This is a genomic window from Pseudomonas moraviensis subsp. stanleyae, from assembly GCF_036283065.1.
Lineage (GTDB): Bacteria > Pseudomonadota > Gammaproteobacteria > Pseudomonadales > Pseudomonadaceae > Aquipseudomonas > Aquipseudomonas stanleyae.
The window spans coordinates 159,204-176,822 of sequence record NZ_JAADJI010000004.1 but is presented as its reverse complement, the minus strand read 5'-3'; the positions used below and the strand labels follow the sequence as shown (position 1 = coordinate 176,822).

Here is a 17,619-nt window from a genome sequence, read left to right as displayed (position 1 = left end):
CGCGGGTAGGTGCTCGCCAGTGTAAGTCGATAGGAAGCTATTCGATAGCCTCGTACGGGAGCCCGACGTAATTTTCTGCAATGGTTTTCTGCCCGGCTTCCGAGCTGACGAAGTAGTCCAGTTCCGAAGCGCTGATGCGCTGGCTGAATTCATCGTGCTCGTCGAAGCGATGCAGCATCGACGTCATCCACCAGGAAAACCGCTCGGCTTTCCACACCCGGCGCAGGCAAATCTCCGAGTACTTTTCCAGCAGATCAGTGCGGCCTTCGCGATAAACCTTGAGCAGAATATTGAACAGCGTGCTGACATCGCTGGCCGCCAGATTCAAGCCTTTGGCACCGGTGGGCGGGACGATGTGCGCGGCGTCGCCGACCAGGAACATACGGCCGTACTGCATCGGTTCGACGACAAAACTGCGCAGCGGCGCGATGCTTTTTTCGATCGAAGGGCCGGTCACCAGTTTTTCCGCGAGGGCCACCGGCAGGCGTTTTTTCAGCTCATCCCAGAAGCGCTGATCGCTCCAGTCATCGACATTTTCATCCGCCGGCACTTGCAGGTAATAGCGCGTGCGCGTGGCCGAACGCATGCTGCACAGGGCGAAGCCGCGCTCGTGACGGGCGTAGACCAGTTCATCGTGAACAGGGGGTGTGTCGGCAAGAATGCCCAGCCAGCCGAACGGATAAACCCGCTCGAAGATCTTCAGGCAATCGGCAGGAATCGACTGCCGCGCGACGCCGTGGAAGCCATCGCAACCGGCGATGTAATCGCAGTCGACGCGCCACGATTCACCGTCCTTTTCGAAGGCGACAAAAGCTTCGTCGCTTTTCATGCCGTGGGGAACGACATTGCTCGTTTGATAAATAGTCGGCGCGCCGGCCTCCCGACGAGCGGCCATCAGGTCGCGGGTGACCTCGGTCTGGCCGTAGACCATTACGGTTTTGCCACCGGTCAACGCGTGCAGGTCGATGTGCACCTGACGACCGTCCAGTGCCAGATCGAAACCGCCATGAACCAGACCTTCAGCATCCATTCGCTGACCGACCCCGGCCTGACGCAGCAGCTCTACCATGCCTTGTTCAAGCACACCGGCACGGATGCGCCCAAGAATGTAGTCAGGGGTCTGGCGTTCGAGGATCAGGGTGTCGATGCCAGCGTTGTGCAGCAACTGGCCGAGGAGCAGTCCGGATGGACCGGCGCCGATAATGGCGACTTGGGTTTTCAGGGTTTTCATTGTTTTTATGACTCGCAAGCTTCACGCAGCAATAGCCGGTGAATGATTTATGGATCGAGTGCTTGCATTTTTCCCTTGCGGGTCTGTCAATTGAAGGTGAAAACTGAGCCGATACCTGTACATTCTGCCAATCGGTGCGATTATCGCCCATAAACCCGAGGCCTGGATTGAAGTATGAACAAGCCTGCCCTGCCTTCGATTCCGGTGTTCAAGCTCTATGGTGAAAGCCTGGACTGGCCGACCCCGGACTTGCTGCACTGTGAAACCATTTCCTCGCGCAGTCGCGAACATCAATGGGAAATCAAACCTCACCGCCACGCAGATCTGTGCCAGCTGCTGTTCGTTTTCAAAGGTCAGGCAGAGCTTGAAATCGAAGGCCAGCGCACGCAGCTCGAGACGCCGGCGATACAAGTGCTGCCACCTCTGTCGGTGCACGGCTTTCGCTTTTCCGAGGACGTCGAGGGCTTCATCGTCACCCTGGCGACGCCACTGATCAACCATTTGCAGACGCAACTGGGCGATTCGGTGCACGCCCTGGCCCGCGCGGAAAACTACCCGGCCGGCAAGGATGGCGATTACCTCAACAGCCTGTTCTCAGCATTGCAGGCCGAGTACAACGGCCATCAACCGGCGCGGGAAATGCTCATGCATTCGCTGGTCAGCGTGATCATGGTCTGGGTCAGCCGTCAGGCGATCGTCCGCCACAAGGCCAGTCAGCGCCCGCAACGTCAGCGCGAATACCTCAATGGCTTCATTCAGTTGGTGGAAGAGACTTACCGCCAGCACGTTAAAGTGGAAGACCTCGCCCATCGCCTGGGCATTTCCGTATCGCACCTCAACGGCACCTGCCGTGAACTGGCCGGGCAACCGGCGCTGCAGATCATGCACGAGCGCCAGTTGCTCGAAGCCAAGCGTCTGCTGACCTACACCAGCATGACGATTTACGAGATGTCGGAGTTGTTGGGTTTTTCCGACCCGACCAACTTCACGCGGCTGTTCCGCCGCCGGGTGGGGATTTCGCCAAAGGCATTCCGCGACCGCTTGAAGGCCGAGCAGCAATCCTGAAAACACCGCAAGACCTCCTGTGGGAGCGAGCCTGCTCGCGAATACGGCCTTTCATTCAGCATCCTGGTTGACTGGCACACCGCTTTCGGGAGCAGGCTCGCTCCCACAAGGGATGCATTCCAGGTCAGTCTTGTCAGCGCAATGCATTCAGCGTGGCATTGTGCGGAATGCACCGCTCATAGTTGCAACTCGCATACTCGCGCGGCAGCTGGCGTAACTGCTCGACCCGCCAGGCAGCGGTGCCGTACAGCGCCAGCGTGGCGGCGCAGGTGATGAAGATGGCGGCGTATCTTTTTGTTTTGATGTTCATGGCGTAGACCTCTGAACGTCTACCTTGCGGTATTACTTTGAGCATAGGTCAGCGGTGCACACTTGCCAGCGAGTGCGCTTGAAGATTTACATGGCCATTCAGCGGAGTGATGCCCCTGTGGGAGCGAGCCTGCTCGCGAAGGCGGTGGCGCAAGCGACATCAATGTTGAACGTACTGGCCTTTTCGCGAGCAGGCTCGCTCCCACAAGTGATCGGGTTTACAGGCCGACATCCCAGGCGGGGTTCTCCGGGAAACGCTGAACGAGAAAATCGAGCATGCTGCGCAGTGCCGCGGGCATGTGTTTGCGTGAGGCGTACACCGCATAGATGTTCATCTGCCGAGGCTCGGCATGAGGCAGCAAGCGCAGCAGTTCGCCGTTGTGAATATGCACCCCGGCCTGATAGGTCGGCAGCATCGCCACGCCCGCGCCGGCCAGGGTTGCGCGCAGCAAGGTGCTGGCTTCGTTGGCGCTGATATTGCCCTGCACCGGCACCGATACCGGTTCGCCATCCTCCTCGAAGTGCCACAGACTCTTGCCGAAGTAAGAGTGCGTCAGGCAATTGTGTCGGCTCAACTCCTCGACCCGTAACGGCGCCGGATGCTCCAGCAGATAAGCCGGCGCCGCGCAGACCACCGAACGACACACGGTAAGACGCCGGGCGATCAGGTTGGGATCGAGATCGTTGCTGGTGCGAATCGCCAGATCGATGCGCTCATCGACCAGATTCACCGTGCGATCGAGCATCTGCAGATCGATGCTCACACCGGGGTAACGCTTGACGTATGCCGCCATCGCATCGGCCAATTGCGCTTGGCCAAACGAGGTGCTGACGCTGACCCGCAGCAGTCCGCGCGGCGCATCATCGGGTTCACTGACGGCGGCCTGCATGTCGTGCGACAGGTCGATCATCTGCCGACAGCGCGGGAGGATTTCGCTGCCGGCGGCGGTCAGGCTCAGTTTGCGCGTGGTGCGGTGCATCAGCCGCGCGCCGATCCAGTCTTCCAGCTCCGCCAGATAACGCGAGACCACCGGCCGCGACAGGTCGAGGTGATCGGCCGCCGCCGACTGGCTGCCCAGATCCACCACCGTGACGAAGACCCGCATTGCTTGAAGCCGATCCATGATTTGCCCGCTTTCAGAAACAAACTATGTTCAAGCATCGCATTTTTTGTACTGAGTCTGGCAACTAAGCTCTGTTGCATCGCCAGTCTGGCATTTGAAATTCGGAGCAACAGATGATCGGCTTCACCCAATTCAAACGCGTTCTGCTCGCCTCGGCGTTGTTCGGCTTTGCCGCCCATGCGTCCGCTGCCGAGCTGAGCCTGGATGTCTACAATCCGGGCAGCGAAGCGATCTTCCCGGTCAGCTCGGTGCTGGTCAGTGGCGAGAAAGAGGCGATTCTGGTCGACGCGCAATTCGGCAAATCCCAGGCCGAGCAGGTGGTGGAAAAGATCCGCGCCAGCGGCAAGCAATTGACCACCATCTACATCAGCCACGGCGATCCGGATTACTACTTCGGCCTCGAGACCCTGACCAAGGCGTTCCCGCAAGCAAAGGTGCTGGCCTCGCAGCCGACCGTCGATCACATCAAGCACACTGTCGACGGCAAACTGGCCTACTGGGGGCCGAAAATGGGCGCCGACGTGCCGGCGACAACCATTGTTCCTGAAGTGCTCAAAGGTGACAGTCTGACGCTGGAAGGCAAGAAGTTGCAGGTGATTGGCCTCGACGGCAAACAGCCGGATCGCAGCTTCGTATGGATTCCATCGCTGAAAGCGGTGGTCGGTGGCGTGGTGGTCGCCGAGAACATTCATGTGTGGATGGCCGACACCCAGACCGCGCAATCCCACGCCGACTGGCTGCACACCTTGCACACCATCGAAAGCCTGAAACCGCAAACCGTGGTGCCCGGCCATTATCTGGCTGACAGCAGCCGCTCGCTGGCCAGCGTGATATTCACCGCCGATTACATCAAGGCCTTCGATGCCGAAACCGCCAAGGCCAAGGATTCCGCTGCGCTGATCGCAGCGATGAAAAAACGCTACCCGCAACTCGGCGAGGAAAGCTCGCTGGAACTCAGCGCGAAAGTCGCCAAGGGCGAGATGCAGTGGTAAGCCGAACCTGAACACGCAGCATTTTCAAGCCAACTGGAGAATGTCATGAGCAAGATCGCAATCATCGGCGCCACCGGACGTGCCGGTAGCCAACTGCTGGAAGAAGCCCTGCGTCGCGGCCACAGCGTCACCGCCATCGCCCGCGATACCTCGAAGATCGGCGAACGCGCGGGTGTCGTCAGCAAGAATCTCGATGTGCTGGATTCGGCGGCGCTGCAAGCGGCAGTGGCCGGTCACGACGTGGTCATCAGCGCAGCCCACTTCGCCAGCGTGCCAGCTTCGGCGATTGTCGGGCCGGTAAAGCAGGCCGGAGTCAAGCGCCTGCTGGTGGTGGGCGGCGCCGGTTCGCTGTTGCTGCCGGATGACACGCAGGTGATCGACAGCGCCGGTTTCCCGGCCGAATACAAAACCGAGGCGAGTGCCGGGGCGGCGTTTCTTGAAGCGCTGCGTCAGGAGCAGGAACTGGACTGGACCTTTGTGTCGCCATCGGCGGAGTTTGTCGAGGGTGAGCGCAGCGGCCAGTATCGCGTCGGCAAGGATCATCTATTGGTCAGTGCCGAAGGGCGCAGCTGGATCACCTTTGCCGATTACGCGATTGCGCTGATTGATGAAGTGGAAACGCCGAAGCATTCGCGCCAGCGCTACACCGTCGGTTACTGAGTCGAACCCTTTCCCCTCACCCCAGCCCTCTCCCGGGGGGAGAGGGAGCCGACCGAGTCGTCTTGCGTCATGCATCGACCTGAATGACTGTGTCGATTATGGATTCGGCGCGGCTGTGCCAGGTCGGTGAATTTTTTGAGCATCCCCCGATCAGTTCCCTCTCCCTGGGGAGAGGGCTAGGGTGAGGGGAGAGGCTTCAGCGCAAATGAGCCTGCTCAACCAGCCAGAGCATCAACTCTTCCAATTGCGGCGACGGCTCGGCTGTGGCAGGCACCACCACGTAATACGCCAACCCCGTCTTCACCTTCAACGCAAACGGCATCACCAGCCGCCCGGCGTTCAGATCATCACCAATCAGCGACCAGTCCCCGATGGCCACCCCTGTCCCATGGGAGGCCATCGACATTGCCTGATCCAGCGTTTCGAAATGCTGGCCTCTGCCGAGATTGCTGAGCTGCAAACCCGCCGCATCGAGCCATACCGACCAGTCCTGAATGTCGTGGGTCGGATGCAACAACAAATGTTCCTGCAAATCCTGCGGTGAATTCAGCGCGGGCGAGCCTTTGAGCAATTGCGGCGAGCAGACCGGTGTCAGCTGTTCGTCAAACAAATGCAGTGCGCCTGGCGCATTGTCCGGAGGCGGGCCGTAGATCACGGCGGCATCGAATTGCTCGCGCTGAAAATCCACGCCGTGCTGCAGCGAGGCCGTCAGTTTCACCGGCACGTCCGGGCGTTCCTTCTGCCATTGCAGCAGACGCGGCAGCAGCCAGCGCATCACGCAGCTCGGGGCCTTGAGTTGCAACGTCTGATGTCTTAGCCCGATCTGCTCGGTTGCATCGCTGATCAACCCGAAGACTTTCTCCACTTGCGGCAGCCATTCGCGGCCTTCGGCCGTCAGCGCCAAACCTCGGGCCAGACGGATGAACAGCGGATAACCGAGCTGTTCCTCCAGCCCGGCGATCTGCCGGCTCACCGCGCCCTGAGTGATGTGCAGCTGCTCGGCGGCGCGGGTGAAATTGCAGCATTGCGCAGTGATCCAGAAGGTGTGCAGAGCGGGCAGGGGTGGCAGGCGTTTCATGGCGATCCGAGGTATGACGTGAGGACATGGCTAGTATGACTTTTAATCGATTGTTGCTGCCAGTTGCGCGCCGTTCCAATGGGCACTCCACCGACCCTGTGGGAGCGAGCCTGCTCGCGAAGACGGTTCAAGGTTCGACATGGATATTGGCTGGGCCGCCTATTCGCGAGCAGGCTCGCTCCCACAGGGGGAGTTTCAGTGAACGAAAGGGCAATCAACATGGCAACGTGCGGCGAAGTACTGGTCAGGCTGTTGGAGAATTACGGGGTCGAGCAGGTGTTCGGCATTCCCGGTGTGCACACCGTTGAGCTGTACCGAGGCCTCGCGCGTTCAAGCATCAACCACGTCACGCCTCGCCACGAACAGGGCGCCGGCTTCATGGCCGACGGCTATGCGCGCACCAGCGGCAAACCGGGGGTGTGCTTTATCATCACCGGCCCGGGCATGACCAATATCACCACCGCCATGGGCCAGGCTTACGCCGATTCGATTCCGATGCTGGTGATCTCCAGCGTGCAATCGCGCAGCCAGTTGGGCGGTGGCCGCGGCAAGTTGCATGAGCTGCCGAACCAGAGCGCACTGGTCGGCGGCGTCGCGGCGTTCTCGCATACGCTGATGTCCGCCGCCGAACTGCCGGTTGTGCTGGCGCGCGCGTTCGCGCTGTTCCAGGCCGGGCGACCACGGCCGGTGCACATCGAAATTCCGTTGGACGTGCTGGTGGAGGAGGCCGATGAGTTGCTCGCCAGCGTGCCGGTGAATATCGACCGTGCCGGCGCCGCGCCGACTGCCGTGAATCGCATGAGCGAACTGCTCGCCAGCGCGCAACGACCACTGATTCTCGCTGGCGGCGGTGCTATCGACGCGGCGCCGGAGCTGAGGCGAATCGCCGAGTTGCTCGACGCTCCGGTGGCGCTGACCATCAACGCCAAAGGCATGCTGCCGACAAACCATCCACTGTTGATCGGTTCGACGCAAAGCCTGGTCGCCACCCGCGCACTGGTTGCCGAAGCCGACGTGGTGCTGGCGATCGGCACCGAGCTGGCCGAGACCGATTACGACGTCACGTTCGCCGGCGGCTTCGAGATTCCCGGCAAGCTGCTGCGCATCGACATTGATGCCGATCAGACCGTGCGCAACTACCCGCCGCACGTCGCACTGGTCGCTGATTCGCGCAACGCCGCGCAGGCATTGCTCAGCACGCTGACGCAGAAGCCGCTGGCCGAGCGCCGCAACGATTGGGGTCAGGCTCGGGCTGCGCGTTTGCGTGATGAGCTGGCCGCGAACTGGGATGCGCCGACCCTGGCGCAGACGCGTTTCCTTGAAACCGTACTGCACGAATTGCCCGACGCGGTGTTCGTCGGCGATTCCACGCAACCGGTGTACACCGGCAACCTCACCTTCAATCCCGAACGCCCACGCCGCTGGTTCAACGCATCCACCGGCTACGGCACCCTCGGCTATGCATTGCCGGCGGCGATTGGTGCGTGGCTCGGTAGACAACTCGATAACGGCGCCCGTCCGCCCGTGGTGTGCCTGATCGGCGACGGCGGCTTGCAATTCACTCTGCCGGAACTGGCCAGCGCCGTCGAAGCGCGGGTGCCGGTGATCGTCCTGCTGTGGAATAACCAGGGTTACGAGGAGATCAAAAAGTACATGGTCAACCGCGCCATCGAATCGGTCGGCGTGGACATCTATACCCCGGATTTTGTCGCCGTAGCCAAGGGCCTCGGTTGCGCTGCGCAAGCCATCAGCAGCATCGACGAACTGCGCGCAGCGCTGCGCAAGGCGACGGACCGGCAAGGCCCGACGCTGATTGAAATCGACCAGAACCAGTGGATCCAGGCGGTGGCCCAATGATCAGTTTCCCAACCACGCTCGATGGCCTCTACATCAATGGACAATGGTCCTCCGGCCGCGAACACCTGCGGGTGATCAACCCCGCTACCGAAGCGCTGCTGACCACGGTCAATGGCGGCGACGAGCAGGCCGTCGACCAAGCGATCAGCGCCGCGACCGATGCGTTCGAACACTGGTCGCAGACCACCGGCGCCGAGCGCGCTGCGATCCTGCGCAACATTGCCAATGGCGTGCGCAACGCTCGCGAACAATTGATGAACCTGCAATCGAGCAACAACGGCAAACCGCAGTTCGAAGCGGCGATCGATGTCGATGACGTGATCGCCACGTTCGAGTATTACGCCGGACTCGCCGAAGGCCTCGACGCCAGGCAGGACAGCAACTTGCCGCTGCCCAGCGAGGATTTCAGCGCGCGCCTGCGTCGTGAGCCGTGCGGCGTGGTCGGGCTGATCGTGCCGTGGAATTTCCCCATGGTCACCACCGCATGGAAACTCGCGCCAGCCCTGGCCGCCGGTTGCTGCGTGGTGCTGAAACCCTCGGAGGTGACGCCGCTGCCAGAGCTGGAACTGGCAGCGATCATCGCTGATTCCGGTTTGCCCGACGGCGTATTCAATCTGGTCTGCGGCACGGGTCTGGCGGTGGGCGCGCCGTTGTCGGCGGATCCACGTATCGCCAAGATATCCTTCACCGGCAGCAACGCGGTTGGCATGCAAGTGATGCAACGCGCTGCGGAAACCGTGAAGGGAGTCAGCCTGGAGCTGGGTGGCAAATCGTCGTTGCTGGTGCTGGCGGATGCCGATCTTGAGCTGGCGGTGGAACTGGCGTGTGGCGGTGCGTTCTTCAACGCCGGGCAAATGTGTTCGGCCACCAGTCGGGTGCTGGTCGCCGAGCAATTGATGGATGAATTCCTTCAGCGTCTGCAAAAACGCGCCCAGGCGATTCGAGTAGCCGATCCGTTCGACCCGGACGTGGAGATGGGCGCACTGGTCAATCAGGCGCAATACCAAAGGGTGCTCGGGCATATTGATCGTGGCCTGAGTGCGGGGGCGCGTTTGCTCTGTGGTGGCAATCGTCCGGCGGATTTGCCGCGCGGTTATTTCCTGCAACCGACGGTGTTCACCGACGTGCCGCTGGACAGCGCGTTATGGCGTGAAGAGATTTTCGGCCCAGTGGTGTGTGTGCGCAGTTTCGGCAGCGAAGCGCAAGCGATTGCCTTGGCCAACGACACGCAGTTCGGCCTGGTGGCGAGTGTGGTGACACGCGATGCCACCGCAGCAGAGCGCGTGGCCAATGCCTTGCAGGCAGGGCTGGTGTGGATCAATGCACCGCAGGTGATCTTCCCGCAGGCGGCATGGGGCGGTTACAAGCAGAGCAGTGTCGGTCGTGAGCTGGGGCCTTGGGGGTTGGCGGTGTTTCAGGAAATCAAGCATGTCGTGCGATCGGTGTAGAAGCCAACCCTCACCCCAGCCCTCTCCCGGAGGGAGAGGGAGCCGACCGAGGTATCTTGCGATGTTCGCCGACCTGAAAAATCGAGTCGATTATGGATTCAAAGGTAATCGTTCAAGTCGGTGAACCTCTGCAATATTCCCCAATCGGTTCCCTCTCCCTCTGGGAGAGGGCTAGGGTGAGGGGCTTCTAAGGCCTCACACCGAAAGCCGCAACCGCGCCAGATCCCGCAACGGCGGTGCGCCAAACAAGCGGCTGTACTCGCGGCTGAACTGCGATGGGCTCTCATAACCCACGCGATACCCCGCCGCCGACGCTTCCAGCCCTTCGGTCAACATCAGGCGCCGCGCCTCTTGCAGGCGCAGCTGCTTCTGATACTGCAACGGACTCATCGCGGTCATCGCCTTGAAGCGGTGATGCAGCGTCGACACGCTGAGGTTCACTTCCCGCGCCAGATCATCGATGCGCAGCGGCTGCTCGAAGTTGCCGTTGAGCCATTTGATGGCCTGGCTGATGCGATGGCTCTGGCTGTTGGCAATCGCAATCTCATACAAACGATGACCCTGCGGACTGCGCAGCAGGCGATACAGGATCTCTCGGCGAATCAGCGGCGCGAGCATGGCGATGTCTTTCGGTGCGTCGAGCAGCCGCGCCAGACGCAGCACCGCGTCGAGCATGGCGCTGTCGATTTTTTCCACGTACAGACCACGGCCGGTCGGGCGCGTCGGCACGCCCATCGGGCCGGCGTCGGCGATCAGCGCGGTGATTTCGGTCGGGTCGATATCCAGGCGCACAGCGAGGATCGGTTCTTCCGGCGAAACATTGACCACGCGGCCGCTGAGCGGCATCGAAACCGACACCACCAGATAATTCAGCGGATCGTAATTGAAGAATTCGTCAGCCAGGCGCACCTCTTTGCGGCCCTGCGCCATGATGCACAGCGCCGGCTGCGCGAGCACCGGGGCGAAGTCATGGGATTTGGTGTGGCGCGACATGACCAGCGAGCCAATGGCGGTCTGGTAGCTGCCATCATCGCTGGTGTTGCGGCGGATGATCGCCGCCAGCTCCGCGCGCTGCTTTTCCATGTCGGCGCTGGGTTCGGCTTGAAAACGATCGAATGACGTCATGCACGGCATCCTCGGCAAGTGAGGGGGAATGCAGCAGAGCATATGTTTGTGCAAGCAGCGGCGGTAGACACATTCTGCCAAATGCTTGCCTGATTCTGCCCGCAGGTGCGCGCAGGTCTCCCGCCATACGATTCTATAGAAGCTGCCGAAGGCTGCGATCCGTTGATCTTCAAGGCAAAAGCCAAAGATCGCAGCCTTCGGCAGCTCCTACACAAAACGCGTATGACAGACGTGTTGCGCGGGTTTACAGGTTGTTACAGGTCGTCTGCGCAGTCTCGCAGGATTGTGCAACGCGAAGGCAGGAATCGACTAACGGCGCAGCCGCCCCGGCCCTTAATCTTTGCTTCAGTCGCAGCCCGTCCCCCGGCTGCCACGCGATTTCATGGAGGGTTGATCATGTCCAAGCAAATGCCTGTCAGTCATATGGCCTTCGTTCGTGCCCAGGCCGGGCGTTCGGCGGAACTCGGTGTGCGCCTGAGCGCTTTGATCGAGGTCTCGCGCGCGGCGCCCGGTTGCCTGAGTTTCTCGTTGCAACAATCGCAGTGCGACGCCGACCTGTGGCTGGTCAGCGGTTACTGGAGCAGCCAGCAGATGATGACTGCGTATTTCAACAGTCCGTCGATGGAAGTCTTCGCCGAGCTGGTCCAGGACCTCGTGGTCAATAGCCTCGACTTTCACACCTTCAGGGACGTTTCCGCCGCGCAGGCCCTCGGTCAATGCCCGGCGCCGATACACAAACTCGCCGGTTGAGGGTTTAATGTCCGGCTTATTGATTGAGCCAGGATCCGCGACATGGCACGTAAAGAGTTTGAACGCTTCGAAGCAGTTTCCGCAGTCGTCCCCGTCGAGCTGGGCGGCAACAAGGGTTATTACGCGGCCATCGCGGTCAAGGCCCTGGTCGATGGCGGCGCACCGCGCTTTCACAAATTGCTCAACGAGCAGGTGTTTGCCGGCGCCATCGCTGCCGATGATGCGGCCATCAACGAGCTGGACAAACTCAAGGGCGTCACTGATGACGCCGAGCTGATCTGGTAGTTATTTCTGCGCCCCCGGGCGCCACATCTTGAACAGTGCTTCAGGCCCCAGCTGGAAATAATCCGCCGGCCCGCCGCCGCGCAGAATCGGTTGTGCGGCGGCGGTGTCGTAAATGCCGTCCTTGAGCAGCCATTTGGCAATGTGCACGGCCACTACCTCACCGAGCATCAGCCAGCTCGGCACGGTTTCGCCATCGGCGCGCTGCAACTGAATGATCTGCGTGACCTTGCATTCGAAGGACACCGGGCTTTCGGCGACCCGTGGTACCGAAATCACCTTCGACGCCACGGTCGTCAGCCCCGCCAGTTCAAACTCGTTGACCTCAGGCGCGACCATCGCGCAGCTCTGGTTCATCTGCTCGGCCAACGGGCGCGTGGCGAGGTTCCAGACGAACTCCCCGGTCTGCTCGATGTTGTTCAGACTGTCTTTGCGCCCGACGCTGGAAAAACCAATGATCGGCGGAACGTAGTTGAAGGCGTTGAAGAAACTGTACGGCGCGAGATTGAGCCGGCCTTCGGCATCCTGCGAGGAGATCCAGCCGATGGGCCGCGGGCCGACGATGGCGTTGAACGGATCGTGAGGCAGGCCGTGGCCGTTGGCGGGTTCGTAGAAGTGGATGTCATCGGGCATGGGGAGCGGATTCCTGAGCTGCATTCGGATGCAGTCATAGTGCAAGGCCCCAGCGCATATTTCCACCCGGACACAAGGCTCTGTAGGAGCTGCCGAAGGCTGCGATCTGTTGATTTTGTCTTTTTCAGGATCAAGATCAAAAGATCGCAGCCTTCGGCAGCTCCTACGGGTTCGGGGCAGGACACGGATTTTGTGTCCTGCCAGCGATGCGGTGCGATCAGTCAGTGACGATCCGGGAATGCTTCTGGGTGTCTTTCATGGTGATGTACACCAGCAGCGACACGGCAATGCACGCGGTGACATACCAGTAGTAACCGGTTTCCATGCCAATGCTCTTGAACCACAGCGCGATGTATTCGGCGGTACCGCCGAAGATCGATACGGTCAGTGCGTACGGCAGGCCAACGCCCAGGGCGCGGATTTCAGTGGGGAACAATTCGGCTTTGACCACCGCGTTGATCGAGGTGTAGCCGCTGACGATGATCAGCGCCGCCATGATCAGGAAGAACGCGCCCCACCAGGTCTGGATGGTGTGCAGGGTCATCAGGATCGGCACGGTGAAGATCGTACCGAGCACGCCGAAGGCGATCAGGATCGGACGCCGGCCGATCTTGTCCGACAGGCCACCGATGATCGGTTGCAGGCACATGAACAGGAACAGCGTGGCGGCGGAAATGGTGGTCGAGTCGGAGATGCTCATGCCGACCGTGTTCACCAGGTATTTCTGCATGTAGGTGGTGTAGGTGTAGAACGCCAGGGTGCCGCCCATGGTCAGGCCGACCACGGTCAACAGCTCTTTGGGATGGCGCATCAAGGTGCGCATGGCGCTTTCTTTGGACTTTTCTTTCTTGGTGAACGACTCGGTTTCTTCCATGCCGCGACGCAGGTACAGCGCCACCACTGCGCAGAGCGCACCGATGGCGAACGGGATACGCCAGCCCCACGCGTACAGCTGTTCGGTGGTCAGCATGTTCTGCAGCACGATCAGCACGCCGAGGGCGATGAGCTGGCCGGAGATCAGGGTTACGTACTGGAAGCTGGAGAAGAAGCCGCGACGCTCTTTGGTCGCCATCTCGGACAGGTAAGTCGCCGAGGTGCCGTATTCGCCGCCGACCGACAGGCCTTGCAGCAGGCGGGCGAACACCAGCAGGATCGGCGCGCCGATGCCGATGGTTTCATAGTTCGGGCTCAGGGCTATCAGCAGCGAGCCGAAGCACATCAGGTACACCGAGGCCATCAGCGCTTTCTTGCGCCCGACCTTGTCGGCGTACATGCCCATCAGCCAGCCACCGATCGGGCGCATCAAAAAGCCCACGGCGAAGATCGCAGCAGTGTTCATCAGTTGCGCGGTGGTGGAGCCGGCGGGGAAAAAGGTTTTCGCAAAGTACAGGGAGAAGGCGGCGTACACATACCAGTCGTACCACTCGACCATGTTGCCGACAGAGCCGCTGAAGATCGATTTGATCCGGCTGGCGGTGGTTCTCGGTTTGGCCGGCACGGCAGCCGACCCAAGGGGCAGGGCGTTGGAGTTATCCATTGAAGGATCCTTCATTTAATTGTTTTTGTGGAGCGCGTCGGAACGCAGCCTGCTGGGGCTATAGCAGGAGCTGTGCCAAGGGGCGGAGGGCCGGTTTAGAGGGGGTGGCGGGGATGAATGAGCGGATTTGTGCCGACTGATTGGGCTGGGTGAGCGGATTTCCGCTTATCGGCGTGAAGATCAAAAGCCCCTCACCCTAGCCCTCTCCCAGAGGGAGAGGGGACTGACCGAGGTGTTCTTGTGGGTTACATCGACTTGAAATATCGAGTCGAATACAGATTCGGAAAAGCATGAAGATCGGCTCCCTTCCCCCTCGCCCCCCTGGGGGAGAGGGCTGGGGTGAGGGGGATGGATCTCAGCCACACAAACAGTCACTCCGCCAAAAACATCTCCCGACTCAACCCATGCCGCTGCATCTTTTCATTGAACGTGCGGCGCGGCAGTTGCAGTTCTTCGAGCACGGCTTTCACATCACCTTTGTGCCGGGTCAACGCCGCGCGCAGGCATTGCGCTTCGAAGGCTTCCTGCTGCGCTGCCAGCGATTGCCCCGGATCAATCCCCACCACCGGTTCATCCAGCCCCAACACCTGACGTTCAGCAACGTTGGCCAGTTCGCGGACGTTGCCCGGCCAGTCGTGGCTGAGCAGGTGGCTCAACTGCGCACCGGTCAACGGCGGAAATGTTCGGCCCAGACGCTGAGCGGCATTCTGCGCAAAGGTCTCGAACAGCAACGGAATGTCTTCGCGCCGATCACGCAGCGGCGGCAGGCGCAGTTCGGCGACGTTCAGGCGATAAGCCAGGTCCTCACGAAAACGCCCGGCGCGGGCTTCGTCGAGCAGGTCCGGTTTGGTCGCCGCGACGATACGCAGATCAACGCGAATGCTCTGGTTCGAGCCCAGCCGTTCAAGCTTTTGCTCCTGCAACACGCGCAGCAATTTCACCTGCTGGGCCAGCGGCATGCTTTCGATCTCGTCGAGAAACAGCGTGCCGCCATCGGCGTACTCCAGTTTGCCGATGCGCTTGCCCGAGGCGCCGGTAAACGCGCCGCTTTCATGGCCGAACAGCTCGGCCTCGAACAGTTGTTCCGGGATCGCCGCGCAGTTCAGCGCCACGAACGGTTTGCTGGCGCGCGGGCCGAAATCATGCAGGCAACGCGCGACCAGTTCCTTGCCGCTGCCGGTTTCGCCACGGATCAGCACGTTGACCGGCAACGTCGCCAGATCAAGCACCTGCCGACGTAACGTCTGCAAACCCCGGGACACGCCCAGCAACGTCGCATCCAGCTTCGCGCGGTTGTCGGCCAGTTCGTGCAGGGCGCGGTTTTCCAGGACCAGACGGCGTTTGTCCAGCGCCCGGCGCAGGCTGCCGAGGAGGGTTTCCGGGCTGAACGGTTTCTCCAGAAAGTCGTAGGCGCCGTCGCGCATCGCTTCGACCGCCATCGGCACGTCGCCATGGCCGGTGAGCAGAATCACCGGCAGATCGGCGTCGCGCTTTTGCACCTCGGCGAGCAATTGCAAACCGTCCATGCCGGGCATGCGCACATCGCTGAGCATCACCCCGGGAAAATGCTCCGGTAGCGCGGCGAGGCATTCTTCGGCGCGGCTGAACAGCTGCACCTGGAACCCTGACAGGCTTAGCCATTGTTCGACGGCGTTGCGAATGCTGCTTTCGTCGTCGACCACCATCACCGAGTCGAGCATCAGATGTGTGCCTCCAGATCGATTGGCAGGGTCAGGCTGAACACTGCACCGTGGTCGCCATTTTCGGCGCTCAGGCGGCCGCCGGATTCATGCACGATGGCGAAGGATACTGCCAGTCCCAGGCCCAGGCCGTCACCTACCGGTTTGGTGGTAAAGAACGGATCGAACACCTGGCCCAGGTGCTCTTCGGCGATGCCGCCGCCGTTGTCGCTGACGCTGAGCCGCCACAATTGTTCATCCGCTTCCAGACGGATTTCCAGGCGCTTGCAGGTTTTGCCCTGCATTGCATCCAGGCCATTGCGCAACAGATTGATCAGCACTTGTTCCAGACGAATCGCATCACCGCGCACCCACGCCGGGCGTGTCAGATGCAGGACCAGACTGACCTGCTCGTCACGCAGGCGCGCGTCGAGCAATTGCAGCGACTGATCGACCACCGTCGCCAGATCCAGACGTTCGCGCAAACCGCTCGGGCTTTTGCGCGCGAAGGTCTTGAGGTGGCCGGTGAGGGCGGCCATGCGCGTGAGCATGTCGTCCACCGGTTTCAGCGCCTTGTAGGCGTCATCGACGCGGCCATGTTCGAGCAGCAGGCGCAGGGTCGCCAGTTGCATGCGCTGGGCGGTCAGCGGTTGGTTTATTTCGTGTGCCAGTGCGGCGGACATCTGCCCCAGCGCGGCGAGTTTGGCCGATTGCACCAGACCTTCCTGAGCAGTGCGCAGGTCGCGGGTGCGCTCCTCGACCAGACGCTCGAGTTCTTCGCGATTGCGCTGACGCACCTTGGCCAGCCGCCAGCGCTGATTGAGAAACAGCAGCAGGAACACCAGCGCCAGCCACACACCGGCGGCGGCCAGCGCGGCGTTGCGCAAATCCTCGAAGGCCACTTGCGGGCGGCGCAACAGGTGCAGAGTCCAGCCTTCGGTCGTCAGCGGCAGCGATTCCCACAAATAATCCGCCGTGCCCTGCGGGCCTTCGACCCGGCGCAGATCGCTGTTGTCATCGAAGCGCCGTAGCGGCAAATGGGTCAGCGGCACCAGCGATTGCTTGTCGTACTGGCGCGTGGTTTTGATCTCGGCCAGATCGCTGGCGCTCAACGGTCGCAAGGCGCGATAACGCCAGCCCGGCTGATTGGCAATGAAGATGATCCCGCGCGCATCGCTGACCAGCAGCGTGTCGCTGCCCTGGCTCCATTCGCGCTCCAGCTCGGGGAATTCCAGCTTGACCACCATGGCGCCGAGAAACTCGTCGTTGTCGCCAAGTACGGCGCTGGAAAGGAAATAACCGGGAATCCCGCTGGTCACACCCACTGCGTAAAAACGCCCGGTGCCCTGGGTGCGGGTCTGGCTGAAATACGGGCGAAACCCATAGTTGTGGCCGACATAACTGCTCGGCAGCCGCCAGTTGCTCGCCGCCACCGCCAATCCGCTGCGATCAAGCAGTTCAAGGGTCGAGGACTGCGCCGCGCCGTTGATCTTTTCCAGCTTCAGATTCAATGCCGCTTGCTGCGCGTCATCGACCGGGCCGGCGAGTGCCGAACGCAATTGCGGGTCCAGCGCCAGCACGGCGGGTAGGGCGCGGTAGCGGTCGATCAGGGTGTGCAATGAGTTGGCGTACAGCCCCAGTTGCTGGTTGGCGCGAGCAGCGTCTTCTTCCAGCGCCTGACGCTCGGCGTGGCGCATCGCGAGCGTCGCGGCCACGACCGTGCCGGCGATGATCAGCAGGGAGTACAACGACAGACGCAGGGTACGGGAAGTCGGCAGCATGCTGGGTGAACGGATGGCAGGACGGGCGGGCACGATAGCATGGGCCGGGGTGGCCGGGCGCGCAGTTC

At 61.3% G+C, this 17,619-nt stretch carries 16 protein-coding genes; 7 read left to right on the top strand and 9 right to left on the bottom strand.

Annotated features, from left to right (window positions below; all coding sequences use genetic code 11):
* Positions 1-37: 37 nt before the first annotated feature.
* Positions 38-1,231, bottom strand: coding sequence for a 4-hydroxybenzoate 3-monooxygenase (gene pobA, locus GXB78_RS08230; RefSeq protein ID WP_329515053.1), 1,194 nt, complete (start codon positions 1,229-1,231; stop codon positions 38-40).
* A 174-nt stretch (positions 1,232-1,405) separates the two neighbouring features.
* Between pobA and GXB78_RS08225 the strand changes: the two genes are divergently transcribed.
* Positions 1,406-2,296, top strand: coding sequence for a helix-turn-helix domain-containing protein (locus tag GXB78_RS08225; protein ID WP_329515052.1), 891 nt, complete (start codon positions 1,406-1,408; stop codon positions 2,294-2,296).
* Between the two features lie 133 nt (positions 2,297-2,429).
* Here the strand turns inward: GXB78_RS08225 and GXB78_RS08220 are convergent, their stop codons facing one another.
* Both GXB78_RS08220 and GXB78_RS08215 read right to left on the bottom strand, forming a co-directional pair.
* A complete protein-coding gene (locus tag GXB78_RS08220) occupies positions 2,430-2,606 on the bottom strand; it encodes a hypothetical protein (protein WP_016773438.1) in 177 nt (58 codons plus the stop codon).
* Between the two features lie 217 nt (positions 2,607-2,823).
* Positions 2,824-3,729, bottom strand: a complete 906-nt coding sequence (locus GXB78_RS08215) for a LysR family transcriptional regulator (RefSeq protein ID WP_329515051.1) — start codon at positions 3,727-3,729, stop codon at positions 2,824-2,826.
* 113 nt (positions 3,730-3,842) lie between these two features.
* Here GXB78_RS08215 and GXB78_RS08210 point away from each other — a divergent pair, with 113 nt between their 5' ends.
* Entirely contained in the window at positions 3,843-4,721 is an 879-nt protein-coding gene (locus tag GXB78_RS08210) for an MBL fold metallo-hydrolase (protein ID WP_329515050.1), read from the top strand.
* 45 nt (positions 4,722-4,766) lie between these two features.
* Positions 4,767-5,381 (top strand): NAD(P)-dependent oxidoreductase, encoded by a 615-nt coding sequence (locus GXB78_RS08205; RefSeq protein WP_329515049.1) that lies wholly within the window; start codon positions 4,767-4,769, stop codon positions 5,379-5,381.
* Positions 5,382-5,577: 196 nt separating this feature from the next.
* On the opposite strand, the gene GXB78_RS08200 is transcribed toward GXB78_RS08205, so the two are convergent.
* Positions 5,578-6,459: a LysR substrate-binding domain-containing protein gene (locus GXB78_RS08200; protein WP_329515048.1), complete on the bottom strand. Its 882-nt coding sequence runs from the start codon at positions 6,457-6,459 to the stop codon at positions 5,578-5,580.
* Positions 6,460-6,678: 219 nt separating this feature from the next.
* On the opposite strand from GXB78_RS08200, the gene GXB78_RS08195 reads away from it, so the two are divergent.
* Together GXB78_RS08195 and GXB78_RS08190 are read left to right on the top strand one after the other, a co-directional pair.
* Positions 6,679-8,316 carry a 5-guanidino-2-oxopentanoate decarboxylase gene (locus GXB78_RS08195; protein WP_329515047.1) on the top strand — a complete coding sequence of 546 codons (1,638 nt, stop codon included), beginning with the start codon at positions 6,679-6,681 and terminating at the stop codon, positions 8,314-8,316.
* Positions 8,316-9,764, top strand: coding sequence for an aldehyde dehydrogenase family protein (locus tag GXB78_RS08190; RefSeq protein ID WP_329515226.1), 1,449 nt, complete (start codon positions 8,316-8,318; stop codon positions 9,762-9,764). The genes GXB78_RS08195 and GXB78_RS08190 overlap by 1 nt, the downstream gene beginning before the upstream one ends.
* Before the next feature lie 195 nt (positions 9,765-9,959).
* On the opposite strand, the gene GXB78_RS08185 is transcribed toward GXB78_RS08190, so the two are convergent.
* On the bottom strand, positions 9,960-10,889 hold the full coding sequence (locus GXB78_RS08185) for an AraC family transcriptional regulator (RefSeq protein WP_042607330.1): 930 nt from the start codon (positions 10,887-10,889) through the stop codon (positions 9,960-9,962).
* 396 nt (positions 10,890-11,285) lie between these two features.
* On the opposite strand from GXB78_RS08185, the gene GXB78_RS08180 reads away from it, so the two are divergent.
* Both GXB78_RS08180 and GXB78_RS08175 read left to right on the top strand, forming a co-directional pair.
* Entirely contained in the window at positions 11,286-11,639 is a 354-nt protein-coding gene (locus GXB78_RS08180; protein WP_329515046.1) for a putative quinol monooxygenase, read from the top strand.
* Positions 11,640-11,681: 42 nt separating this feature from the next.
* Entirely contained in the window at positions 11,682-11,924 is a 243-nt protein-coding gene (locus GXB78_RS08175; RefSeq protein WP_329515045.1) for a hypothetical protein, read from the top strand.
* On the opposite strand, the gene GXB78_RS08170 is transcribed toward GXB78_RS08175, so the two are convergent.
* The 4 genes from GXB78_RS08170 to GXB78_RS08155 all read right to left on the bottom strand — a co-directional run bounded on the left by GXB78_RS08170 (position 11,925) and on the right by GXB78_RS08155 (position 17,551).
* A complete protein-coding gene (locus GXB78_RS08170) occupies positions 11,925-12,554 on the bottom strand; it encodes a flavin reductase family protein (protein ID WP_329515044.1) in 630 nt (209 codons plus the stop codon).
* Between the two features lie 217 nt (positions 12,555-12,771).
* Positions 12,772-14,091 carry an MFS transporter gene (locus GXB78_RS08165; RefSeq protein WP_024014128.1) on the bottom strand — a complete coding sequence of 440 codons (1,320 nt, stop codon included), beginning with the start codon at positions 14,089-14,091 and terminating at the stop codon, positions 12,772-12,774.
* 371 nt (positions 14,092-14,462) lie between these two features.
* Positions 14,463-15,791 carry a sigma-54-dependent transcriptional regulator gene (locus tag GXB78_RS08160; protein ID WP_329515043.1) on the bottom strand — a complete coding sequence of 443 codons (1,329 nt, stop codon included), beginning with the start codon at positions 15,789-15,791 and terminating at the stop codon, positions 14,463-14,465.
* The gene (locus GXB78_RS08155; protein ID WP_329515042.1) at positions 15,791-17,551 is read right to left on the bottom strand and encodes an ATP-binding protein; all 1,761 of its coding nucleotides are present in this window, start codon (positions 17,549-17,551) and stop codon (positions 15,791-15,793) included. The genes GXB78_RS08160 and GXB78_RS08155 overlap by 1 nt, the downstream gene beginning before the upstream one ends.
* Positions 17,552-17,619: the final 68 nt, after the last annotated feature.